The 20,685-nt window shown below is 46.3% G+C and carries 13 protein-coding genes, 10 tRNA genes and 1 pseudogene; 1 reads left to right on the plus strand and 23 read right to left on the minus strand.

Translation table 11 applies throughout. The annotated features are described in order from the left end of the window. Positions 1-129 precede the first annotated feature (129 nt). From J4N37_RS13210 to pncC, 23 genes and pseudogenes are all read right to left on the minus strand, one after another. Entirely contained in the window at positions 130-2,973 is a 2,844-nt protein-coding gene (locus tag J4N37_RS13210; protein ID WP_252041149.1) for a M16 family metallopeptidase, read from the minus strand. 9 nt (positions 2,974-2,982) lie between these two features. Beyond that, positions 2,983-3,444, minus strand: a complete 462-nt coding sequence (locus tag J4N37_RS13215) for a YqaA family protein (RefSeq protein WP_010450219.1) — start codon at positions 3,442-3,444, stop codon at positions 2,983-2,985. Then, positions 3,438-4,388 carry an NADP-dependent oxidoreductase gene (locus J4N37_RS13220; protein ID WP_252041151.1) on the minus strand — a complete coding sequence of 317 codons (951 nt, stop codon included), beginning with the start codon at positions 4,386-4,388 and terminating at the stop codon, positions 3,438-3,440. The genes J4N37_RS13215 and J4N37_RS13220 overlap by 7 nt, the downstream gene beginning before the upstream one ends. A 148-nt stretch (positions 4,389-4,536) precedes the next feature. Continuing rightward, positions 4,537-5,667, minus strand: a complete 1,131-nt coding sequence (locus tag J4N37_RS13225; protein ID WP_010450222.1) for a sodium ion-translocating decarboxylase subunit beta — start codon at positions 5,665-5,667, stop codon at positions 4,537-4,539. 9 nt (positions 5,668-5,676) lie between these two features. Next, complete coding sequence (gene oadA / locus J4N37_RS13230) at positions 5,677-7,470, minus strand: sodium-extruding oxaloacetate decarboxylase subunit alpha (RefSeq protein WP_088880384.1); 1,794 nt, start codon at positions 7,468-7,470, stop codon at positions 5,677-5,679. 32 nt (positions 7,471-7,502) lie between these two features. Continuing rightward, positions 7,503-7,760 carry an oxaloacetate decarboxylase subunit gamma gene (locus J4N37_RS13235; RefSeq protein WP_010450226.1) on the minus strand — a complete coding sequence of 86 codons (258 nt, stop codon included), beginning with the start codon at positions 7,758-7,760 and terminating at the stop codon, positions 7,503-7,505. A 796-nt stretch (positions 7,761-8,556) separates the two neighbouring features. Beyond that, positions 8,557-9,570, minus strand: a pseudogene (locus tag J4N37_RS13240) (IS110 family RNA-guided transposase). A gap of 101 nt (positions 9,571-9,671) precedes the next feature. Beyond that, positions 9,672-9,748 (minus strand) — tRNA-Arg (locus J4N37_RS13245). A 57-nt stretch (positions 9,749-9,805) separates the two neighbouring features. Beyond that, positions 9,806-9,882, minus strand: a tRNA-Arg gene (locus J4N37_RS13250). Positions 9,883-9,939: 57 nt separating this feature from the next. After that, positions 9,940-10,016 (minus strand) — tRNA-Arg (locus tag J4N37_RS13255). 57 nt (positions 10,017-10,073) lie between these two features. Then, positions 10,074-10,150, minus strand: a tRNA-Arg gene (locus J4N37_RS13260). 58 nt (positions 10,151-10,208) lie between these two features. Then, a tRNA-Arg gene (locus J4N37_RS13265) sits at positions 10,209-10,285 on the minus strand. 58 nt (positions 10,286-10,343) lie between these two features. Continuing rightward, a tRNA-Arg gene (locus J4N37_RS13270) sits at positions 10,344-10,420 on the minus strand. Positions 10,421-10,476: 56 nt separating this feature from the next. Next, positions 10,477-10,553: transfer RNA gene (locus tag J4N37_RS13275), tRNA-Arg, on the minus strand. 85 nt (positions 10,554-10,638) lie between these two features. Next, a tRNA-Ser gene (locus J4N37_RS13280) sits at positions 10,639-10,730 on the minus strand. A gap of 29 nt (positions 10,731-10,759) precedes the next feature. Next, positions 10,760-10,836, minus strand: a tRNA-Arg gene (locus tag J4N37_RS13285). A 31-nt stretch (positions 10,837-10,867) separates the two neighbouring features. Beyond that, a tRNA-Ser gene (locus J4N37_RS13290) sits at positions 10,868-10,959 on the minus strand. Between the two features lie 243 nt (positions 10,960-11,202). Beyond that, entirely contained in the window at positions 11,203-11,400 is a 198-nt protein-coding gene (gene csrA, locus J4N37_RS13295) for a carbon storage regulator CsrA (protein WP_004415691.1), read from the minus strand. Between the two features lie 92 nt (positions 11,401-11,492). Beyond that, positions 11,493-12,680 carry an aspartate kinase gene (locus J4N37_RS13300; RefSeq protein ID WP_010450234.1) on the minus strand — a complete coding sequence of 396 codons (1,188 nt, stop codon included), beginning with the start codon at positions 12,678-12,680 and terminating at the stop codon, positions 11,493-11,495. Positions 12,681-12,883: 203 nt separating this feature from the next. Beyond that, on the minus strand, positions 12,884-15,466 hold the full coding sequence (alaS, locus tag J4N37_RS13305) for an alanine--tRNA ligase (protein WP_252041153.1): 2,583 nt from the start codon (positions 15,464-15,466) through the stop codon (positions 12,884-12,886). Between the two features lie 139 nt (positions 15,467-15,605). After that, positions 15,606-16,076 (minus strand): recombination regulator RecX, encoded by a 471-nt coding sequence (gene recX, locus J4N37_RS13310; RefSeq protein WP_010450236.1) that lies wholly within the window; start codon positions 16,074-16,076, stop codon positions 15,606-15,608. Between the two features lie 205 nt (positions 16,077-16,281). After that, entirely contained in the window at positions 16,282-17,325 is a 1,044-nt protein-coding gene (recA, locus tag J4N37_RS13315) for a recombinase RecA (RefSeq protein WP_010450238.1), read from the minus strand. Positions 17,326-17,525: 200 nt separating this feature from the next. Then, positions 17,526-18,008, minus strand: coding sequence for a nicotinamide-nucleotide amidase (pncC, locus tag J4N37_RS13320; RefSeq protein ID WP_252041155.1), 483 nt, complete (start codon positions 18,006-18,008; stop codon positions 17,526-17,528). Positions 18,009-18,093: 85 nt separating this feature from the next. Between pncC and mutS the strand changes: the two genes are divergently transcribed. After that, positions 18,094-20,655, plus strand: a complete 2,562-nt coding sequence (gene mutS, locus J4N37_RS13325; protein ID WP_252041157.1) for a DNA mismatch repair protein MutS — start codon at positions 18,094-18,096, stop codon at positions 20,653-20,655. Positions 20,656-20,685 lie beyond the last annotated feature (30 nt).

Here is a 20,685-nt window from a genome sequence, read left to right on the forward strand (position 1 = left end):
GCCAAGCGTGGCAAGTGAAAGCTAAGTTATTGATATATAATCCATCTAGATAAATAACCCATCAAAAAGTCATTTATCTAGTTAGAAACGAATAGCGGAGAGTCTCCTCTCCGCTATTAAATGTGTACTCTATCGAATGATTTCAAGCTCTTCCACGTCTTTCCCTAACTTTTCTAGTTGAGGGCGAAGGGATTTCGCATCCCCGACAACCACTATCTGATAGTCATTCGGGTCGAACCATTTTTCAGCTAGAGCGTTGAGCGTCTGTTTATCGACAGTCTCAACAATAGCGTTGCGTTGCTGTAAGTAATCTTTATCTAGGTTGTATTTCAAAATATCACTGATGAGTTTGCCTTTCTGTGTTGGCGTCTCGTATTTCAGTGCATCTTTTTGACCGACTGCTTGGCGCATAAATTTCAATTCATCGTCAGTCATGCCCGATTGTGAGAACTCGTTCAACTCATTCTCCATCTCGATGATAGACGCAACAGTCGAATCCGCACGCACTTGAGCAGTAAATACAACAGAACCTGTTTCTACATTACCGGAGAAATAACCATAGGCACCATAGGTGTAACCTTTGTCTTCACGAAGGTTTTGGTTGATACGGCTATTAAAGTTTCCAGACAAGTTAAAGTTTGCTAGCTGACCCAAGTAGAAATCACCTGTTGCATCATAAGGCATTCCTTGACGAACCATCATGATGACACTTTGCGGTGCGCCTGGCTTATCCACTAAATGTACTTTTTGTAAACCTAATGGTGCGATAGCTTGTGGTGCATACAAGGGAGCAGCTTCGTCCTCCCAGTTAGACCAGAAAGCAAGTTGTTTCTCGACATCATCTTTGCTGATATCACCAACGGCTACAATCTGCGCACTTTGTGGCGTGTAGTGTTTCGTATAGAAGTCACGTACATCATCTAGGGTCAACGCTTGAAGCCCTGCTTTAGTCCCATCTTTTGGACGAGCAAAAACAGAGTCTCCATACAACACTTGACGGCTCGCTTGCGAAGCCATCCAGCTTGGCTTCTGATGCTCGTACACTAACCCTTCCAGCGCTTGAGCTTTAACGCGTTCAAAGTCTACTTGCTTGAATGCCGGCGATAACAACATCTCCTCGACAATCTTCAACGTCGGTGCAAGGTTTCTTTCTAGAGCAGAAACACGGATGTTCGTGGTATAACCCGTTGCCCCAACAGAAATTACACTGCCAAGCTTGTCTAATTCCGCTTGAATTTCTTCGGCTGAATGCTGAGTCGTGCCTTCTTGTAACATTGCCGCAGTTAGCTGAGCCAAGCCTTCTTTACCTTCCTGAACAAAGCGCGTACCTGCAGGCAAGCTAAACTGCATAGTGACCGTCGGCGTTTCACTGCTTACGGTACCAAGCAACTCAGAACCGTTCTTGAAGTGAATGTCGTATAGCTTCGGCATTGTCGCTTCTACAGGGTTACCAACTGGTGGCTGAACTGAACGATCGAAGTTATCCGTTGCTCGTCGGTAAGCCAATTGGTCTTCTGTGATCTTTTCATATTCTGGCAAAGTGCGCTTTGGTGTCACAAACGTCGCAGGTTTTACCGCAAGTTCGGTCTTACCACGTGGCACAACGCTCAGCGTTACCTTGTTCTTACCTTGAATGAAATCACTGTATGCTTTCTCTACGGATTCAGGCGTCACCGCACGTAACTGTTTCAGCTGCTGTTCAATCAGATCCGGTTTACCAAAGAATGTTTGATTCGACGCCAGTTGCGTTACTTTACCTTTGACACTTTCTAGAGCAAAAATCGCGTCTGCTTCAGTTTTTCCTTTAAGTTGCTCAAGACGGTCTTTGGTTACCCCATCTTTGGCAAATTTATCCAGCGACGCCATAAGCTCATCGTAAAGCTTGGTGAGGTCGCCTTTATCACCAGAATCTCCCATCGCGTAGACATAGAAGTTACACGACAGCTCAGCACAGTCATGGAACGAGCCTGCATCGACTGCTTTCTGGGTTTTAACTAAGTCTTGATAAAGCACACTGTTAGTACCACTACCAATTACGCTTGATAGTGTATCAAGTGATGCTTGGTTGGCTTCGCCGCTGTAAGTGGTCGGCCATGCAACCATTACCATTGGTTGTTGAATACGATCTTCTAAGGTAATGAACTTACTTTCTGCTAGCTTAGCCGGCTGCTTCGGTGCGTTTTCAACTTCTAGACCTCTAGGGATCGAACCGAAGTATTTGTTCACCCACTCCAGTGTTTGTTCTACATTGATATCACCACCAATGGTCAATACTGCATTGTTTGGACCATACCAACGAAGGAAGAACGCTTTCAGATCATTCACATCAACACGATCGAGATCTTCAACATAGCCGATAGTTTGCCATGAATAAGGGTGACCTTCTGGGTACAGCGCTTCTGCCATGCGCTCCCAAATCAAGCCATAAGGACGATTATCGTAATTCTGGGCGCGTTCGTTTTTCACTGTAGAACGCTGAATCTCAAATTTCTGCTGTGATACCGCATCCAACAAAAAGCCCATACGATCCGACTCTAACCACAGCATTTTTTCTAGCTGATTAGCCGGAACGGTTTCGAAATAATTAGTACGATCACGGTTCGTGGTGCCATTAAGTGTGCCCCCCGCTTCTGTGATGATCTTGAAGTGCTGTTGGTCACCCACGTTCTCAGAGCCTTGGAACATCATGTGCTCAAAGAAGTGTGCAAAACCTGATTTACCAATTTCTTCACGTGCCGAACCAACATGGTAAGTCACATCTATGTGCACCAATGGATCGGAATCTTCAGGTGCCAGAATCACCGTCAGGCCATTATCAAGTTGATACTTCTGGTATGGTATTTTAACTTTGCCTTCTTCCGCTTTCGATGACTCAACAAACGTCACCCCATCAGGCAATGATGAAACAGGGGGATTTGATGCACAGCCCGTGATCACTAGCAGTGAACACGCACTTACCCAAAACATTCTCATGCGCTTTCCTTAAAATAAACCGAGATAGATGGCGGCCAACAAGCTGTACCTTGCGGCTTTGCCTAAAAATATAAGAACTAAGCAAGGCAGAAATTTCATCCTTAACCATCCTGCCGCTAAACATAGCGGATCACCAATCACTGGCAACCAGCTGAAAAACAATCCCCAATACCCATATTTGGATAACCACTTCAATGCGGTATGACCGTGTTTCTCATCTTGGGTTTTATTTGGAATCCACAACCCCAACCAATAGTTGGTGAGACCGCCAAGGGTATTACCAATGGTAGCAACAATAATGATGGAAGAAACTGAGTACTGGTTTAACGATAAGGTCGCAATCAATCCAGCTTCAGAGCCACCCGGTAATAAGGTAGCACTGAGAAACCCCGTCATGAATAGCACCCATAATGCGGAGTCAGAAAACCATAATGCTAAGTTTTCAAAGGCAGCATTAAATGCCTCTAACATGTCATATCAAGCAAGATCTTGCCTCGAGTCCTTCCCGACTCAACTTGTTTGTGAGCTTCAACAACCTCATTCATCGGATAGACGTGTTGTACTTCGGTTTTCAACAACCCAACCCCAACCATGTAGAGCAAGGTATCAAGTTGCTCGCGATCGGGTTTCACCAACATACCACTCGCTTCGAAACCTAGTAGCTTGGCTTTTTCACAAATCAACTCTGCAGTAATAGTAGGAACGGTGATCACTCGAGCATTATCCGTCAGGCATTTGAGGGCATCCAAGGCTGCATCGCCACCGACGAGATCAATCAAAACATCGACATCTTCAACACGTTCTGACACTGGGGCAAATTGATAGTTCACTGCATGTGCGCCGAGTGTAGCGAGGTAGTCTAAATTTCGTCCACTACATGTAGTAAACACTTCCGCCTTCGTCGCCACTGCTATTTGTACCGCTAGATGCCCAACGCCACCTGCCCCCGCTAAAATCAGCACGCGATCACCTTCAGTGACATTTGCCTTACTCAGCGCTTGAGCGGCAGTTTGTCCAGCCAACGGGAGCACGGCTGCTGCTTCCAACGTAACCGTATTTGGCACATGGCTAAGTTCAGACTCAGGAACACAAACGTATTGGCTATAAGCGCCACCGCGGACTGGAAAACCAATAAACCCAGCGACCTCATCCCCTTCAGTAAAGCGTGACGCCCCTTCTCCGCATGACACCACTTTGCCAGAGATATCATAGCCAGGCACCCAAGGTAAGTTATCTTTGTTCTGATCGGCCGCCCAGCCAAGCCCTGCGCGTGTTTTGACATCAATAGGATTGACACCAGAATAGGCCACTTTAACGAGGACTTCACCCGCCTGAGGAGTTGGTGTGGATGTGGTTTGAGTCGCAAGGACTTCTGCGTCGCCGAATTCGGTAATAACTATCTGTTCGTGTTCCATAACCCATTCCCTGAGAGAAAACAAAAAGGGATGCAAAAAGCATCCCTTTGACTATAAACCATTTTGTTTGCCGAAGTTAATCGCCAATTTGTAAATTGGTTGATAATTCTCTGTCACAGATTATCAACCACGTTATTTAAAGACCTACCTAGCCCACGAGCGCGAGCAAGATACCCGCCGCCACTGCTGAACCAAGGACACCGGCTACATTTGGTCCCATTGCGTGCATCAATAGGAAGTTTTGTGGATTCGCTTCTAAACCAACCTTATTCACAACACGCGCCGCCATTGGTACAGCAGAAACACCTGCTGCGCCAATAAGTGGGTTGATGTCCTCTTTCGAGAATTTGTTTAGGAGCTTCGCCATTAGAACACCTGCACCAGTACCGATGCTGAATGCTACTGCACCGAGCCCTAAAATACCTAGCGTTTCTAGATTCAAGAACTGCTCAGCTTGTAGCTTGGAACCAACACCAAGACCTAAGAAGATGGTCACAATGTTGATCAGTTCGTTTTGAGCAGTTTTCGACAAGCGATCCACCACACCAGCTTCACGCATCAAGTTACCCAAACAGAACATACCAACCAGAGGTGTCGCCGAAGGTAGGAACAGAATCGTCATCAGTAATACCGCAAGTGGGAAGAGTACTTTCTCCCACTTACCAACATGACGAAGTTGAGCCATCTTGATTTGACGTTCTTCTTTGGTGGTTAGAGCTTTCATGATTGGTGGCTGGATAATTGGAACCAATGCCATGTAACTGTATGCGGCAACTGCAATCGCACCAAGTAAATCCGGAGAGAGCTTACTCGCCAAGAAGATAGCAGTTGGCCCATCCGCACCACCGATGATCGCGATAGACGATGCATCCGCCATGGAGAACTCCATACCCGGAACATAGTTAAGCAATATCGCACCAAATAACGTCGCGAAAATACCAAACTGCGCAGCAGCGCCTAACCACAAGGTTTTCGGGTTCGCAATCAAAGCACCAAAATCGGTCATCGCACCTACGCCCATGAAGATCAGCAGCGGGAACACGCCCGATTCGATCCCAATGTAGTAAACGTAGTACAGCAAACCGCCTGGCTCAGTAAAACCAGCATTTGGAATGTTTGCCAAGATGGCACCAAAACCAATTGGTAATAACAGTAAGGGCTCAAAGCCTTTTTTGATCGCCAAAAACAGCAAGGTACAACCAACCAACATCATACAGATTTGGCCGAACTCAAAGTTAGCGATCCCTGTTTCTGACCATAGGGTCATCAATCCGTCCATGATGCTCCCTTACGTCAAACTCAGCAATGGTGAACCAACGGTAACGGCATCACCTTCTTTCACGTTAAGCTCTTGCACAATACCGCCACGCGCTGCACGAACTTCGGTTTCCATCTTCATCGCTTCTAGGATCAAAAGAACATCACCTTCAGCGACTTCAGCGCCTGGTTGAACGTTAACTTTAAAGATGTTACCTGCAAGAGGTGCAGGAACCGCTTCAGCGGCACTGTTAACAGGAGCGCTTGGCGCTGCAGGTTGAACAGGTGCAGCTGCCCCACTCGGCGTTACCGATGTTAATTGCCCCTGAGGACCAACTTCGACCTCATAAACTTGCCCATCAACTCGCACGCTGTAGGTTTCAACACCACCAGCTGATGCTTGTACTACAGGTGCAGCGACAGGTTTCGCCGCTTCTAACGTTGGTGCCGGCTCAAACGCGTCTGGGTTACCGCGGTTTTTCAGGAATTTCAGACCGACTTGAGGGAATAGCGCGTAAGTCAGTACGTCATCAACACGCTCACTCGCTAGCTTAATACCTTCAGACTGCGCTTTCTCCATCAAATCAACCGTTAGGGTTTCCATTTCTGACTCAAGCAAGTCTGCAGGACGACAGGTGATCGCTTCTTTGCCATCAAGCACTTTTGCTTGAAGCTCAGCATTCACTGGCGCAGGCGCAGAGCCGTATTCACCTTTTAGAACACCAGCGGTTTCTTTGGTGATGCTCTTATAGCGCTCACCTGTCAGCACGTTGATCACCGCTTGAGTACCAACAATCTGAGACGTCGGTGTCACCAACGGAATGAAGCCAAGGTCTTCACGTACACGAGGGATCTCTTCCAGTACTTCATCAATACGATCCGCAGCGCCTTGCTCTTTTAGCTGACCTTCCATATTCGTCAGCATGCCTCCAGGAACCTGAGCGATCAGGATGCGCGAATCCACGCCTTTTAGCTGACCTTCCCACTTAGCGTATTTCTTACGTACTTCACGGAAGTAAGCAGCAATAGGCTCAATTTGGTCCAGTTTAAGATTAGTATCACGCTCTGTACCTTGCAGCATCGCAACCACAGTCTCAGTTGGCGTGTGGCCGTATGTGCAGCTCATTGAAGAGATCGCAGTATCAAGGATATCGATACCCGCTTCTACAGCTTTCACAGCAGTCGCCGTAGAAAGACCCGTAGTTGCATGGCAGTGAAGCGCTAAAGGCACGTCACAAGACGCTTTGATGCGCGTGATCAGCTCTTCTGCTTCGTACGGCTTAAGTAAGCCAGACATATCTTTGATACATAGAGAGTGACAACCTAAGTCTTCAAGACGTTTAGCAAGATCGACCCAAGTATCCGCGTTATGTACCGGACTGGTGGTGTAAGACAAGGTTCCTTGCGCATGAGCACCAACATCCACCGTAGCTTTTACTGCTTTTTGGAAATTTCGAACATCGTTCATTGCATCAAAAATACGGAACACATCCATACCATTGGCGTGAGCACGTTCAACAAACTTCTCTACTACATCGTCAGCGTAATGGCGGTATCCTAAAAGGTTTTGACCACGTAGTAACATTTGCATTGGTGTATTTGGCATCGCTTTTTTTAGTTCGCGTAAGCGCTCCCATGGGTCTTCTCCCAAAAAGCGGATACACGAGTCAAACGTTGCGCCACCCCAGGTCTCTAATGACCAGTAACCAACCTTATCTAACTCAGCTGCAATAGGCAGCATATCTTCGATACGCATACGCGTAGCAAACAGGGATTGATGGGCGTCACGAAGGACCACATCAGTGATAGCTAGTGGTTTAGACATGCTCTTAAACTCCTTTTTAATCCTATTTTCGGCTACTTCGCGACAGAGGCGCGATGTTTATGAATCGCAGCCGAAATCGCTGCCACTACGTGTGGACTAACAGCTGAAGAGGTTGATTGAACGTTAGTATTTGTTTTCGGTGCTGCGATCGGCGCTGGTACTTCTTCTGGTACCAATTTGGACATCAGCCGAACGAGATAAACTAGAATGGTGAGGAAAATAAATACGACCGCCATCCCTGTTAACATCAGGGTGGCCGCATCTACTAGCAGGCTTCCTATATTCGTCATGTTGCTTCCTTTCTTTGTCATCCTGACAATGCGCAGGACTGTAATAGCGTCAAATCCCGACCAATGGATTATCTCGATTGGTTAAATTTTGTCAATTTTGTTTAAGAAAGCTTTTAAATAATCTCTAATATTGATTATTTATTCACTACTCAGATCACAAATTGCACGAAAATTCACTTCGCTTGTGGGATCGCTCAACATATAACCACACTAAATTAAAGTGTTTGTAAAAACTGCGATTAGGATTTAAAAATGAAAAGAGCCTTAAGGAAGAAAGTAAAATAAAAACAGAAAGATAGCTCAAATTAACACAACAAAAACACCACGTTAACAATAACGAAACACAAGTATTTCATCAATGTTTGGTTAGGTTTATCTGCCTTTGCATGCTCGCCAAGCTGAAGATCGCTTAAGTAGAAGCTCCAAGGTGACTATTTAAGCGAAACAATATAGAAGCTCAATGAAACAAGAATCATAAACTGAAGATAGGATTTGGCGCGAGAGATGGCTGTGAATAAGCGAAGGACGCGCCATTTCATAACCAAACACCAGATACAAAAATGTATGGTCCGCCCCGTTATTGCAACTACAATTAAGTCATAACGGAGTTGGTTTGCGCTAATGTATTCGGAGTCCTTGTTGGGAGCACTAGCTTCCCAGCTCCACGATGATATCTGCGCCAGATTATCCTTAAAAAGCCCAAAGCGTTTAACGCTATTTTTTGTGTCAGGTTCTTAATCTGGTCGATTGACCGTTTTTGTCATCACGTTCATTGGCGTTGCAAACTTGGTTATAGCTATACAGCCTTAAAAGCTTGGCGGTGGTATAACACCGCCCAAGCTATTCTTGCTAGCTTGTTGGCAAGTGCTACGACCACAACATTAAATGGCTTCGTCGCCCGGAGCTTGATGAGCCACTCTCCAAACACTTTCCCTGTCGTTTCTAGCCTTGAGAGAACTGCTCTTGCTCCATGGATAAACAGAGTTCTGAGATGTTTATTGCCTCGTTTACTCATGCCAAGTAGCTTGGTCTTTCCTCCCGTAGAGAACTGTCTCGGCACAAGCCCTAACCATGCAGCCATTTCCCGACCATTGGTGAAGTTACTTGGGGAACTTACATCGGCAACACACAACGTCGATGTGAGGTCGCCAACGCCAGGGATAGTTTTCAGCAATTGTGCACTTTCGTTATTGTTAACAACGGCTTGAAGCTTACTGTCTTGAACTTTGACTCGTTCATTAAGGTATTTGTAATGCTCGTGGATAGACACTAATTCAACGAGTAAGCTTTCTGGTAAAGACGCTTTTTGCTCTGCTAGCCATTGGAAGAGAGCCTTCATCTTTGCATGCCCCTTTGGAAAACTTAGGCCGAACTCAAGCAAGATAGCCCCAATTCGAGACATGGCGGCCGTTCTCTCCTTGATATAACCATCTCTGACACGATGAATCGCTGCGATAACTTGGGCTTCTTCACTTTTTACCGCGATAAACCTCATTGTTGGTCGACCAGCGGCTTCTGCGATTGCTGATGCATCTATGAAATCATTTTTGTTGCCTTTGACATAAGGCTTAACGTACTGGGGAGGAATAAGTCGAACTTAATGACCGTATTCACCACTCTTGCGAGCAAGCCAATGAGCACCGCCACAAGCTTCGAAAGCAATGGTTGTTGGTTCGATTTTACAAAGGAAACGTTGGAGTTGGTTTCGACTAAACTTACGACGTAATACTTCTGCACCTGAACGGTTATGAGCGATAGCGTGGAAACAGTGCTTGCCTAGGTCGATACCTAAAATATGAATAGAAGACATATGGTTCACCTCATTCTGAGAGCCTACTCTAAGCTTAAGGGCTTGAGAGTGGGGCGGACCATATAATTAAGCCTCGCATTAAGCGAGGCTTTTTTAAAGATTGGCGCGTCCTGGAGGATTCGAACCTCCGACCGCCTGGTTCGTAGCCAGGTACTCTATCCAGCTGAGCTAAGGACGCACGGTTTTCGATATCGGTATTATCAATATCAGGAGTTCACCAAGAAACCCTAAAGAGTGGCGCGTCCTGGAGGATTCGAACCTCCGACCGCCTGGTTCGTAGCCAGGTACTCTATCCAGCTGAGCTAAGGACGCGCAGTTTTCGATATCGGTATTACCAATATCAGGAGTTCACAAAGAAACCCTAAAGAGTGGCGCGTCCTGGAGGATTCGAACCTCCGACCGCCTGGTTCGTAGCCAGGTACTCTATCCAGCTGAGCTAAGGACGCGCAGTTTTCGATATCGGTATTACCAATATCAGGAGTTCACAAAGAAACCCTAAAGAGTGGCGCGTCCTGGAGGATTCGAACCTCCGACCGCCTGGTTCGTAGCCAGGTACTCTATCCAGCTGAGCTAAGGACGCGCAGTTTTCGATATCGGTATTACCAATATCAGGAGTTCACTAAGGAAACCCTAAAGAGTGGCGCGTCCTGGAGGATTCGAACCTCCGACCGCCTGGTTCGTAGCCAGGTACTCTATCCAGCTGAGCTAAGGACGCGCAGTTTTCGATATCGGTATTACCAATATCAGGAGTTCACTAAGGAAACCCTAAAGAGTGGCGCGTCCTGGAGGATTCGAACCTCCGACCGCCTGGTTCGTAGCCAGGTACTCTATCCAGCTGAGCTAAGGACGCGCAATAATCTTTATTTTACTTTGTATAACCCGTTTATCAAACGAATTATTAAATAGTGGCGCGTCCTGGAGGATTCGAACCTCCGACCGCCTGGTTCGTAGCCAGGTACTCTATCCAGCTGAGCTAAGGACGCGCAGTTCTTCTTGCTAAGAAGTTGTGAAGCAAATCACACTAGTTTCTTACGAAACAAAAAAAAGGCCATCGGGCCAGTCAATGAATGGCGGTGAAGGAGGGATTCGAACCCTCGATACGGGATAAACCGTATACTCCCTTAGCAGGGGAGCGCCTTCAGCCTCTCGGCCACCTCACCGTTTTCATTGTTATATCTCAAAAGAGATATGGCGCGTCCTGGAGGATTCGAACCTCCGACCGCCTGGTTCGTAGCCAGGTACTCTATCCAGCTGAGCTAAGGACGCACTTTTTGTTGATAAATCAACGTTGCAAGAATGGCGGTGAAGGAGGGATTCGAACCCTCGATACGGGATAAACCGTATACTCCCTTAGCAGGGGAGCGCCTTCAGCCTCTCGGCCACCTCACCGTCTTGCGGAGGCACATATTACGTTTTACCGAAAATATGTCAAACACTTTCTTTGAAAAAAAACGCAAAAATCGCTTAACCGATGCGGATTTAATCAAAGTGATTATTAAACAAACTTTACCACCCTATTATGATGAAAAAAAGAGAGTCTTCTCTTAAAAAATGACATTTATTAGAAACTAAAAAGGCTAGCCTATCGGCTAGCCTTTTTCATTCAAACTAAGCTCTGTAAACAGGAGCGGCTTAGTAGTTACCTGAAGCAACGTTGCCATTGCCTTTTTCAGCTTGAATGCGCATGTAGATTTCTTCACGGTGAACAGAAACCTCTTTCGGAGCGTTAACGCCGATACGTACTTGGTTACCTTTAACACCTAGTACAGTTACAGTTACTTCATCACCAATCATCAGTGTTTCGCCTACGCGGCGAGTCAAAATTAGCATTCTTTGCTCCTTGAGTAATCTCTAAATTTTCTTGCTACAAAGCTATTATCCAACAAAAGTTATATTTTCGTAAACTACCTTGTTACCGAAAATTAGCCCAAAAAGGCATGTTTTTGCTGAATGTTCAATGCTTCACTAGATGTAACGTAAGCATCATGAAGAATATTTGCTGCTGCATCCACACATTCAGGTGGTAAGACTAGCATCATAGTGAGTGCATTCGTTGAGCAGAAGTTGGTCGTAATATCTTGCTGTGCCAACAATTCACAGGCATGGTCAACCATTCCATTGGCTTCTAGCCCCACAGCGGTCAACAGGCTTACAAGTTCACTATTACGGATTTTATCGCGGAACACCAGATCCAACTTGGCACATGCATCTTGTTTTATCATGATACCTGTTCGTTCTGCTTCCTCGATCACATTCCAAATGTCTATACCTAACATCTGACATTGCTTTGTAATGCTAGACAAATGTTCGTTATCGACTTCAATCATGGCAAGGTCACGTTGAATGGCTATACCAGAGACGGCTTTTAAGCCTGACTCTCCTTTTACCAAACTGCCTTCGTTCACATCAAATGTCGAAAGCACACGCAGTGGCACATTATTCTTCCATGCAAACTGCACAGAAGGGAGATGCAACACTTTCGCTCCACGGCTGGCCATTGCTTCCATCGAAGGGAAATCAATCACCGCCATTTTTTGAGCGTTTTTTACTACACGTGGATCACAAGTATAAATACCATCAACGTCGGTAAAGATTTGACACTCATCAGCGCTTAATGCGCCAGCTAATGTCACTGCGCTCGTATCTGAGCCACCTCGACCTAATGTGGTGATATCCCCATTTTCATTCACACCTTGGAAGCCTGCCACGATAACGATTTGGTCTTGTTGAAGCAAATCCATAATCGTAGAAGTATCAATGTGTTTAATCGTCGCGTCATTGTGTTGATTATCCGTCACAATGTTCGCTTGTGCTCCGGTAAGTGAGCGAGCAGCATAACCCAATTTATTGAGAGTCATTGCCAATAGTGCCATCGACACTTGCTCACCAGCAGAGAGCAAAACATCAAGTTCTCGAGCCGTTGGAACGCTATCTACTTGCTTAGCGAGATCCATTAGTCGGTTTGTTTCGCCTGACATCGCAGACACAACAACGACAACTTGATTACCATCATTTTTCGCCTTAATGATGTGTTCAGCTACCTGGTGGATTCTTTCAATTGAACCCACTGAGGTTCCGCCAAACTTTTGCACGATAAGGGGCTTTTTCACCAGTCTTCACCTTCCCAAGACCAAAGTCTCATTCGGACCACTCATATTCTACTAGTTGAAAATTATATAAGCGGTAGTTACAACAAAAACCAAGCAGCGTAAATGACCTGGTTAAAATACGGTCAATTAAACCACTTGGTTACCATAAAAAAATTACGCCCAATCAAAGAACATTGATTGAGCGTAAATTGTATTTTAAATAATTATAGGCGTTCTTCTAGCCAAGGCTGTACAGACTGAATCGCCGCAGGTAGTGCCGCAACATCGGTACCACCAGCTTGAGCCATATCTGGGCGACCACCGCCTTTACCGCCAACTTGCTCAGCAACCATCTTCACTAGGTCACCAGCTTTCACTTTGCCGATAAGGTCTTTGGTTACACCTGCAATCAGACCGATCTTGTCATCGTTCACGTTTGCAAGAAGGATAACGCCGCTACCTACTTGGTTTTTGATGTCATCAACCATAGTACGTAGGTTCTTGTTATCTGCGCCTTCTAGAGCTGCAATCAGTACTTTAGTACCGTTGATATCCTGTACTTTACCCATGATGTTCGCGCTTTCTGCTGCTGCCATCTTGTCTTTCAGTTTTTGGATTTCTTTCTCTAGAGATTTCGCTTTCTGTGCTGATTCTGCCAGTTTCTCTTCATACTTAGCCGCTTGAGCTTCGATTGCGTCTAGCGCACCTTCACCCGTTACCGCTTCGATACGGCGGATACCTGCTGCGATACCACCTTCAGATGTGATCTTGAATAGACCGATGTCACCAGTGCTTGAAGCGTGGATACCACCACAAAGCTCTGTCGAGAAATCGCCCATAGACAGCACGCGTACTTCGTCATCGTACTTCTCACCAAACAATGCCATTGCGCCTTTCTTCTTCGCAGACTCAATGTCCATCACGTTGGTTTCAACCTTGTGGTTACGGCGAATTTGCGCGTTCACTAGACGCTCAACTTCTTTCAGCTCTGCAGCCGTTACCGCTTCTAGGTGAGAAAAGTCGAAACGTAGGCTATCTGGTTTCACTAGTGAACCTTTCTGCGTTACGTGCTCACCAAGAAGTTGGCGTAGCGCAGCATGCAGCAAGTGCGTCGCTGAGTGGTTTAGAGAGATAGCTGCACGACGCTCGGCGTCAACGATAGTTGCTACTTCGTCACCTTTCGCTAGAACGCCTTCGGCCATTACACCGTGGTGTGCGATTGCGTTGCCTAGTTTCTGAGTGTCTTCAACACGGAATACACCAGACTCAGTGTGGATTTCACCAGCGTCACCACATTGACCGCCTGACTCAGCGTAGAATGGTGTCTCACCAAGTACGATGATTGCTTTGTCGCCTGCAGATAATGAATCTACTTCGTTACCCTCAACAAACATCGCAGCAACTGAGCTAGAGCCTTTAGTGCCTGTGTAACCACAGAATTCTGTTTGAGTATCCACTTTGATTGCTGCGTTGTAATCAGTACCGAAGTTACCTGCTTCACGTGCACGTTGACGCTGCTCTTCCATCGCTTTCTCGAAACCTTCTTCGTCGATAGCGAACTCACGCTCACGTGCAACGTCGTTAGTTAAGTCAGCTGGGAAGCCGTAAGTGTCGTAAAGTTTGAATACGGTTTCGCCGTCTAGCACTTTACCGTCTAGGTTATCTAGCGCTTCGTTTAGGATCGCCATACCACGCTCAAGTGTACGACCGAAGTTTTCTTCTTCGATACGCAATACTTTTTCAACCACAGCTTGTTGACGCTTTAGCTCTTCACCAGCCGTACCCATGATGTCTGCTAGTACACCAACCAACTTGTGGAAGAATGCACCTTGTGCGCCTAGCTTGTTACCGTGACGAACTGCACGACGGATAATACGACGTAGCACGTAACCACGACCTTCGTTTGAAGGCATTACGCCATCAACGATCAGGAATGAACATGAACGGATGTGGTCGGCGATAACGCGTAGCGATTGGTTCGATAGGTCTTCGTAACCGATAACTTCAGCGGCTGCTTTGATTAGAGCTTGGAATACATCGATTTCGTAGTTTGAGTGAACGCCTTGCATGATTGCAGAGATACGCTCGATACCCATACCTGTATCTACCGATGGTTTTGGTAGCGGTTCCATAGTGCCGTCTGCGTGACGGTTGAACTGCATGAATACGTTGTTCCAGATCTCGATGAAACGGTCACCATCTTCTTCAGGCGTGCCAGGACGGCCACCCCAGATGTGCTCACCGTGATCGTAGAAAATTTCAGTACATGGACCACAAGGGCCAGTGTCACCCATTTGCCAGAAGTTATCTGACTCGTATGGTTTACCACCTTTCTTGTCGCCGATGCGGATAATGCGGTCTGCTGGAACGCCTACTTTTTTGTTCCAGATATCGAATGCTTCGTCATCTGTCTCGTAAACCGTTACTAGTAGACGGTCTGCTGGCAGCTTAAGAGTTTCAGTTAGAAATTCCCATGCGAAAGCAATCGCGTCTTCTTTGAAGTAATCGCCAAAGCTGAAGTTGCCTAGCATTTCAAAGAAAGTGTGGTGACGAGCTGTAAAGCCAACGTTTTCCAGGTCGTTGTGTTTACCACCAGCACGTACACAACGTTGAGCCGTAGTCGCTCGAGTGTAGGCTCGTTTTTCTAAGCCTAAGAAACAATCTTTAAATTGGTTCATACCCGCGTTTGTGAACAGCAGGGTTGGGTCGTTATGTGGAACTAACGATGAACTTTCTACGATTTGGTGTCCTTTGCTCTCAAAGAACTTGAGGAACGCGTTACGAACCTCATCAGTGCTCATGTACATGCAGCTCTTCCTGAAAATAGTCGAGTTAGAATTTTGCCGTATTGTAGATCATGCAATCAGCTACGACTAGTTTTCTTGCGGAAAAGAGGGGGTAGAAGAAAAAATTTAAGGTAAAACAAAAATCAACGTGAGCCATTCACTATGAATCTTCGTCCTCGAAGCTCAGCGCGTAGCTGATTTGGTCAAAACTGTAGCCACGATATTGCAGAAATCGCACCTGTTTAGCGTACTCTTTCTGGTCTTTGGCTTTAATTCCTTTGAATTTCTTCTCAGCAGCCATTCTTGCCAGTTCAAACCAGTCTTGTGGCTCTTCTGCCATCGCCATATCAATGATGGATTCTGCGACACGCTTTTGGTTCAATTCTTGACGAATGCGGCGCTCACCGTGACCTTTGTAAACATGCTGGCGCACTTGGCTTTTGGCATAACGCAGGTCATCCAAATAGTTATGGTCGAGACAAAAATTGATTGCCGCTTCTATCTCTGCCTCTTCATAACCTTTTAGAGCCAGCTTTTGGTATAGCTCGTATTGCCCATGGTCTCGACGGCTCAATAATTGAATAGCCGCTTCTTTGCTGGATAGGGTCGGCGCTTGACGCTTTTGGTACATAGTGTTCCTAAAACTATTTTTGCTGTACAGGCTCTATAACAATCGTAGTAAATAACCACTCACTCTAGCTTACATAGGCGCTAGTTCTGAACGCTGACCTACCCTAATTGATATGAGCCTGCCCTTGTGTTTTCGGTTTTGATTTCAGCAGATACAACAAAGCCCCGCATAGCAGGGCTTTGTTCAACATGATTCAATCAGAAGATTAAAACTCTTCTTCTTGCTCTGATTTTTCACCGGCTTCTGGTGCTTCAGGTAATGCTGGTGAAAGTAGCATTTCACGCAGTTTAGTATCGATAGTCTTACCGATTTCTGGGTTTTCGCGTAGGTAGTTACAAGCGTTTGCTTTACCTTGGCCAATCTTGTCGCCTTGGTAGCTGTACCATGCACCCGCTTTTTCAACTAGCTTGTGCTTCACGCCTAGGTCAATCAGTTCACCTTCACGGTTGAAACCTTGGCCGTACATGATTTGCGTGTTTGCTTCTTTAAACGGTGCAGCAATCTTGTTCTTAACAACTTTGATGCGCGTTTCGTTACCTACTACTTCGTCACCTTCTTTGATTGCGCCAGTACGACGAATATCTAGGCGAACAGAAGCGTAGAACTTAAGTGCGTTACCACCCGTTGTTGTTTCTGGGTTACCAAACATTACACCAATCTTCATACGGATTTGGTTGATGAAGATACACATACAGTTAGATTGCTTTAGGTTACCCGTTAGCTTACGCATCGCTTGAGAAAGCATACGTGCTTGAAGACCCATATGGCTGTCGCCCATCTCGCCTTCGATTTCTGCTTTTGGTGTTAGAGCCGCAACTGAGTCGACAACCATAACGTCGATAGCACCAGAACGTGCAAGTGCGTCACAGATCTCTAGCGCTTGCTCACCTGTGTCTGGCTGAGAAACCAACAGTGCATCGATATCAACGCCAAGTTTCTTCGCGTATACAGGATCTAGAGCGTGCTCTGCATCGATAAACGCACAAGTTTTACCTTCACGTTGTGCAGCTGCGATAAGCTCAAGAGTTAGTGTTGTTTTACCTGAAGATTCTGGACCGTAGATTTCTACGATACGACCCATTGGTAGACCACCAGCACCCAAAGCGATATCAAGAGAAAGAGAACCCGTTGAGATGGTTTCTACGTCCATTGCGCGGTTATCACCAAGGCGCATGATAGAGCCTTTACCGAATTGCTTTTCAATTTGACCTAGCGCAGCGGCGAGCGCTTTCTGTTTGTTCTCGTCCATTACTTTCTCCGATTTATTCATCTTCTTTGGGCGACGAATAGTAATTCATTTTTCTTAAGCAGAAGAACTGCTCAGCAATGAAAGTTATTATACTGTTGATTCATACAGTGTCTATACCTGTATGAAAAAAATTTGGCTGACCTAAAGCTGTGATTTGCTCTAGCCCTTATCAACGCTGGGCTAAGACAATTTCACAAATTCTAAATCAGATGTTGATGCAATTGAGTCAGTGCATGCTCGACCGCTTTTTTGCGAACTTCTGCACGGTCACCAGTGAAATGCATGGTTTCGACTTGCTGCCAATTTTGATTATCAGCAAAAGCAAAGCAGACCGTTCCGACAGGTTTCTCTTCACTCCCACCTCCCGGACCAGCGATACCACTGATGGATACGCCGATGGTTGCGTTGGAGTTTTTAATTGCGCCCTGCACCATTTCAATCACAACAGGCTCACTCACTGCACCGTGCGCTTCTAACGTTGAAGCCTGTACGCCAAGCATCTCCATTTTAGCTTCATTACTGTAAGTAACGAACGCGCGATCAAGCCAAGCTGAACTACCAGCAATGTCGGTAATAGCGGTTGCAAAACCGCCACCCGTGCATGATTCTGCGGTGGTTAAAACATGTCCATGCTTAGCCAATAATGCGCCGAGATCGGCACTCAATTTTGTTGCTCTTTCCATAGCCAAAAATGCCCTTTGTCTCTTTTTACTTGATAGGGATTCACGTATCCTAAGCCGCTACGGAAATAAACAAAAGTACTTACCTGTGAAAGCTGAACAAAAACACACTCCGATGATGCAGCAATATCTCAAGCTAAAGGCTGAGAACCCAGAAATCTTGCTGTTTTACCGCATGGGCGACTTCTACGAACTCTTCTACGACGATGCTAAACGCGCATCTCAATTGCTTGATATTTCGTTGACCAAACGTGGTGCATCGGCAGGTGAACCTATCCCGATGGCTGGTGTTCCATTCCATGCGGTAGAAGGTTATCTAGCTAAACTTGTTCAGCTTGGTGAGTCTGTCGCGATCTGTGAGCAGATTGGCGATCCAGCGACAAGTAAAGGCCCGGTTGAGCGTAAAGTAGTACGCATTGTTACGCCAGGAACTGTGACTGATGAAGCGCTGCTGTCTGAGCGTATCGATAACCTGATTGCATCGATTTACCATCACAACGGTAAATTCGGTTACGCGACAATGGATGTAACTTCGGGTCGCTTCCAACTAGTCGAGCCGGAAACCGAAGAAGCGATGGCCGCTGAGCTGCAACGTACCGCACCTCGTGAGTTACTCTTCCCAGAAGATTTTGAACCCGTACATTTGATGTCGAACCGTAACGGTAACCGTCGTCGCCCGGTCTGGGAGTTCGAGCTAGATACCGCTAAACAACAGTTGAACCAACAATTTGGTACGCGCGACTTGGTAGGCTTTGGTGTTGAGCACGCATCACTCGGTCTGTGTGCTGCGGGTTGTTTGATCCAATACGTAAAAGATACTCAGCGTACTGCCCTACCGCACATTCGCTCACTGACCTTTGATCGCCAAGATCACTCCGTCATTCTTGATGCGGCAACACGTCGTAACTTAGAGCTGACGCAAAACCTATCTGGTGGAACTGATAATACGTTAGCCGAAATACTCGATCACTGTGCGACTCCAATGGGCAGCCGTATGCTAAAACGTTGGTTGCATCAACCAATGCGCTGTGTCGATACTCTTAACAACCGTCTTGATGCGATTGGTGAGATCAAAGATCAGAGCTTGTTCACCGACATTCAACCAATCTTCAAACAGATTGGTGATATTGAACGTATCCTCGCTCGCTTGGCGCTTCGCTCGGCACGTCCGCGCGATATGGCTCGTCTACGTCATGCAATGCAGCAACTGCCAGAGTTGGAAACCGTCACTTCTTCTCTGGCTCACCCATACCTTAAAAAGCTGGCTCAGTTTGCTGCACCAATGGATGAGGTATGTGATTTACTCGAGCGCGCAATCAAAGAAAATCCACCAGTGGTTATTCGCGAAGGTGGCGTGATTGCAGAGGGCTACAACGCTGAGCTTGATGAATGGCGTAAACTCGCAGATGGCGCAACCGAGTATCTAGAAAAACTCGAAGCTGACGAACGCGAACGTCATGGTATCGACACCCTAAAAGTTGGCTACAACGCTGTACACGGTTTCTTCATTCAGGTAAGTCGTGGTCAAAGCCACTTGGTTCCACCACACTATGTGCGTCGCCAAACGCTGAAAAATGCAGAACGCTACATCATTCCTGAGTTGAAAGAGCACGAAGACAAGGTTCTGAACTCTAAGTCAAAAGCGCTAGCAGTAGAGAAAAAGCTGTGGGAAGAGCTGTTTGATTTGTTAATGCCAAACCTTGAGAAGATGCAAAACCTTGCTTCGGCAATTTCTCAGTTAGACGTACTACAAAACCTAGCCGAGCGTGCAGATTCACTTGATTACTGTCGCCCAACTTTGGATAAAGAAGCGGGCATCAGCATTCAAGCCGGTCGTCACCCTGTCGTAGAGCAAGTAACCAGCGAGCCGTTTATTGCCAACCCTATTGAGCTAAGTTCAAACCGTAAAATGCTGATCATTACTGGTCCAAACATGGGTGGTAAATCGACCTATATGCGCCAAACTGCATTGATTGCTTTGATGGCTCACATTGGTTCATACGTACCTGCAGAATCGGCTCATATTGGCTCTTTGGATCGTATCTTTACTCGTATCGGTGCGTCTGATGATTTGGCCTCTGGCCGTTCAACTTTCATGGTTGAAATGACCGAAACAGCCAACATTCTTCACAACGCAACTAAGAACAGCTTGGTACTAATGGATGAGATCGGTCGCGGTACCAGTACTTACGATGGTCTTTCTTTGGCATGGGCAAGTGCTGAATGGCTTGCAACTCAGATTGGGGCAATGACACTTTTCGCGACTCACTACTTCGAATTGACTGAGCTACCAAACCTACTGCCAAACCTAGCCAACGTTCACCTTGATGCGGTAGAACACGGTGACAGCATCGCCTTTATGCACGCAGTTCAAGAAGGCGCGGCAAGCAAGTCTTATGGTCTAGCAGTTGCTGGTTTAGCTGGTGTTCCAAAGCCAGTGATTAAGAATGCGCGTAACAAGCTGTCGCAACTTGAACAATTAGGTCAAGGCAATGATTCGCCTCGCCCTAGTACGGTCGATGTGGCAAACCAACTCAGCTTGATCCCAGAACCAAGTGATGTTGAACAAGCATTGTCGAATATTGATCCTGACGATCTAACGCCTCGCCAGGCACTGGAAGAGCTTTACCGCTTGAAGAAGATGCTCTAGTTCCTAAACTTATCCAGTAAAACGCAAAAA

This window comes from Vibrio sp. SCSIO 43153, from assembly GCF_023716625.1.
In the GTDB taxonomy this organism is placed as follows: domain Bacteria; phylum Pseudomonadota; class Gammaproteobacteria; order Enterobacterales; family Vibrionaceae; genus Vibrio; species Vibrio rotiferianus.

Excerpts from the sequence above, each read along its gene's own strand:
- pncC (WP_252041155.1), bottom strand. The coding sequence starts at position 18,008 with ATGGAAAGAGCAACAAAATTGAGTGCCGATCTCGGCGCATTATTGGCT.
- J4N37_RS13235 (WP_010450226.1), bottom strand. The coding sequence starts at position 7,760 with ATGACGAATATAGGAAGCCTGCTAGTAGATGCGGCCACCCTGATGTTA.
- J4N37_RS13215 (WP_010450219.1), bottom strand. The coding sequence starts at position 3,444 with ATGTTAGAGGCATTTAATGCTGCCTTTGAAAACTTAGCATTATGGTTT.
- recA (WP_010450238.1), bottom strand. The coding sequence starts at position 17,325 with ATGGACGAGAACAAACAGAAAGCGCTCGCCGCTGCGCTAGGTCAAATT.
- J4N37_RS13225 (WP_010450222.1), bottom strand. The coding sequence starts at position 5,667 with ATGGACGGATTGATGACCCTATGGTCAGAAACAGGGATCGCTAACTTT.
- alaS (WP_252041153.1), bottom strand. The coding sequence starts at position 15,466 with ATGTACATGAGCACTGATGAGGTTCGTAACGCGTTCCTCAAGTTCTTT.
- J4N37_RS13220 (WP_252041151.1), bottom strand. The coding sequence starts at position 4,388 with ATGGAACACGAACAGATAGTTATTACCGAATTCGGCGACGCAGAAGTC.
- oadA (WP_088880384.1), bottom strand. The coding sequence starts at position 7,470 with ATGTCTAAACCACTAGCTATCACTGATGTGGTCCTTCGTGACGCCCAT.
- csrA (WP_004415691.1), bottom strand. The coding sequence starts at position 11,400 with ATGCTAATTTTGACTCGCCGCGTAGGCGAAACACTGATGATTGGTGAT.
- recX (WP_010450236.1), bottom strand. The coding sequence starts at position 16,076 with ATGTACCAAAAGCGTCAAGCGCCGACCCTATCCAGCAAAGAAGCGGCT.
- J4N37_RS13210 (WP_252041149.1), bottom strand. The coding sequence starts at position 2,973 with ATGAGAATGTTTTGGGTAAGTGCGTGTTCACTGCTAGTGATCACGGGC.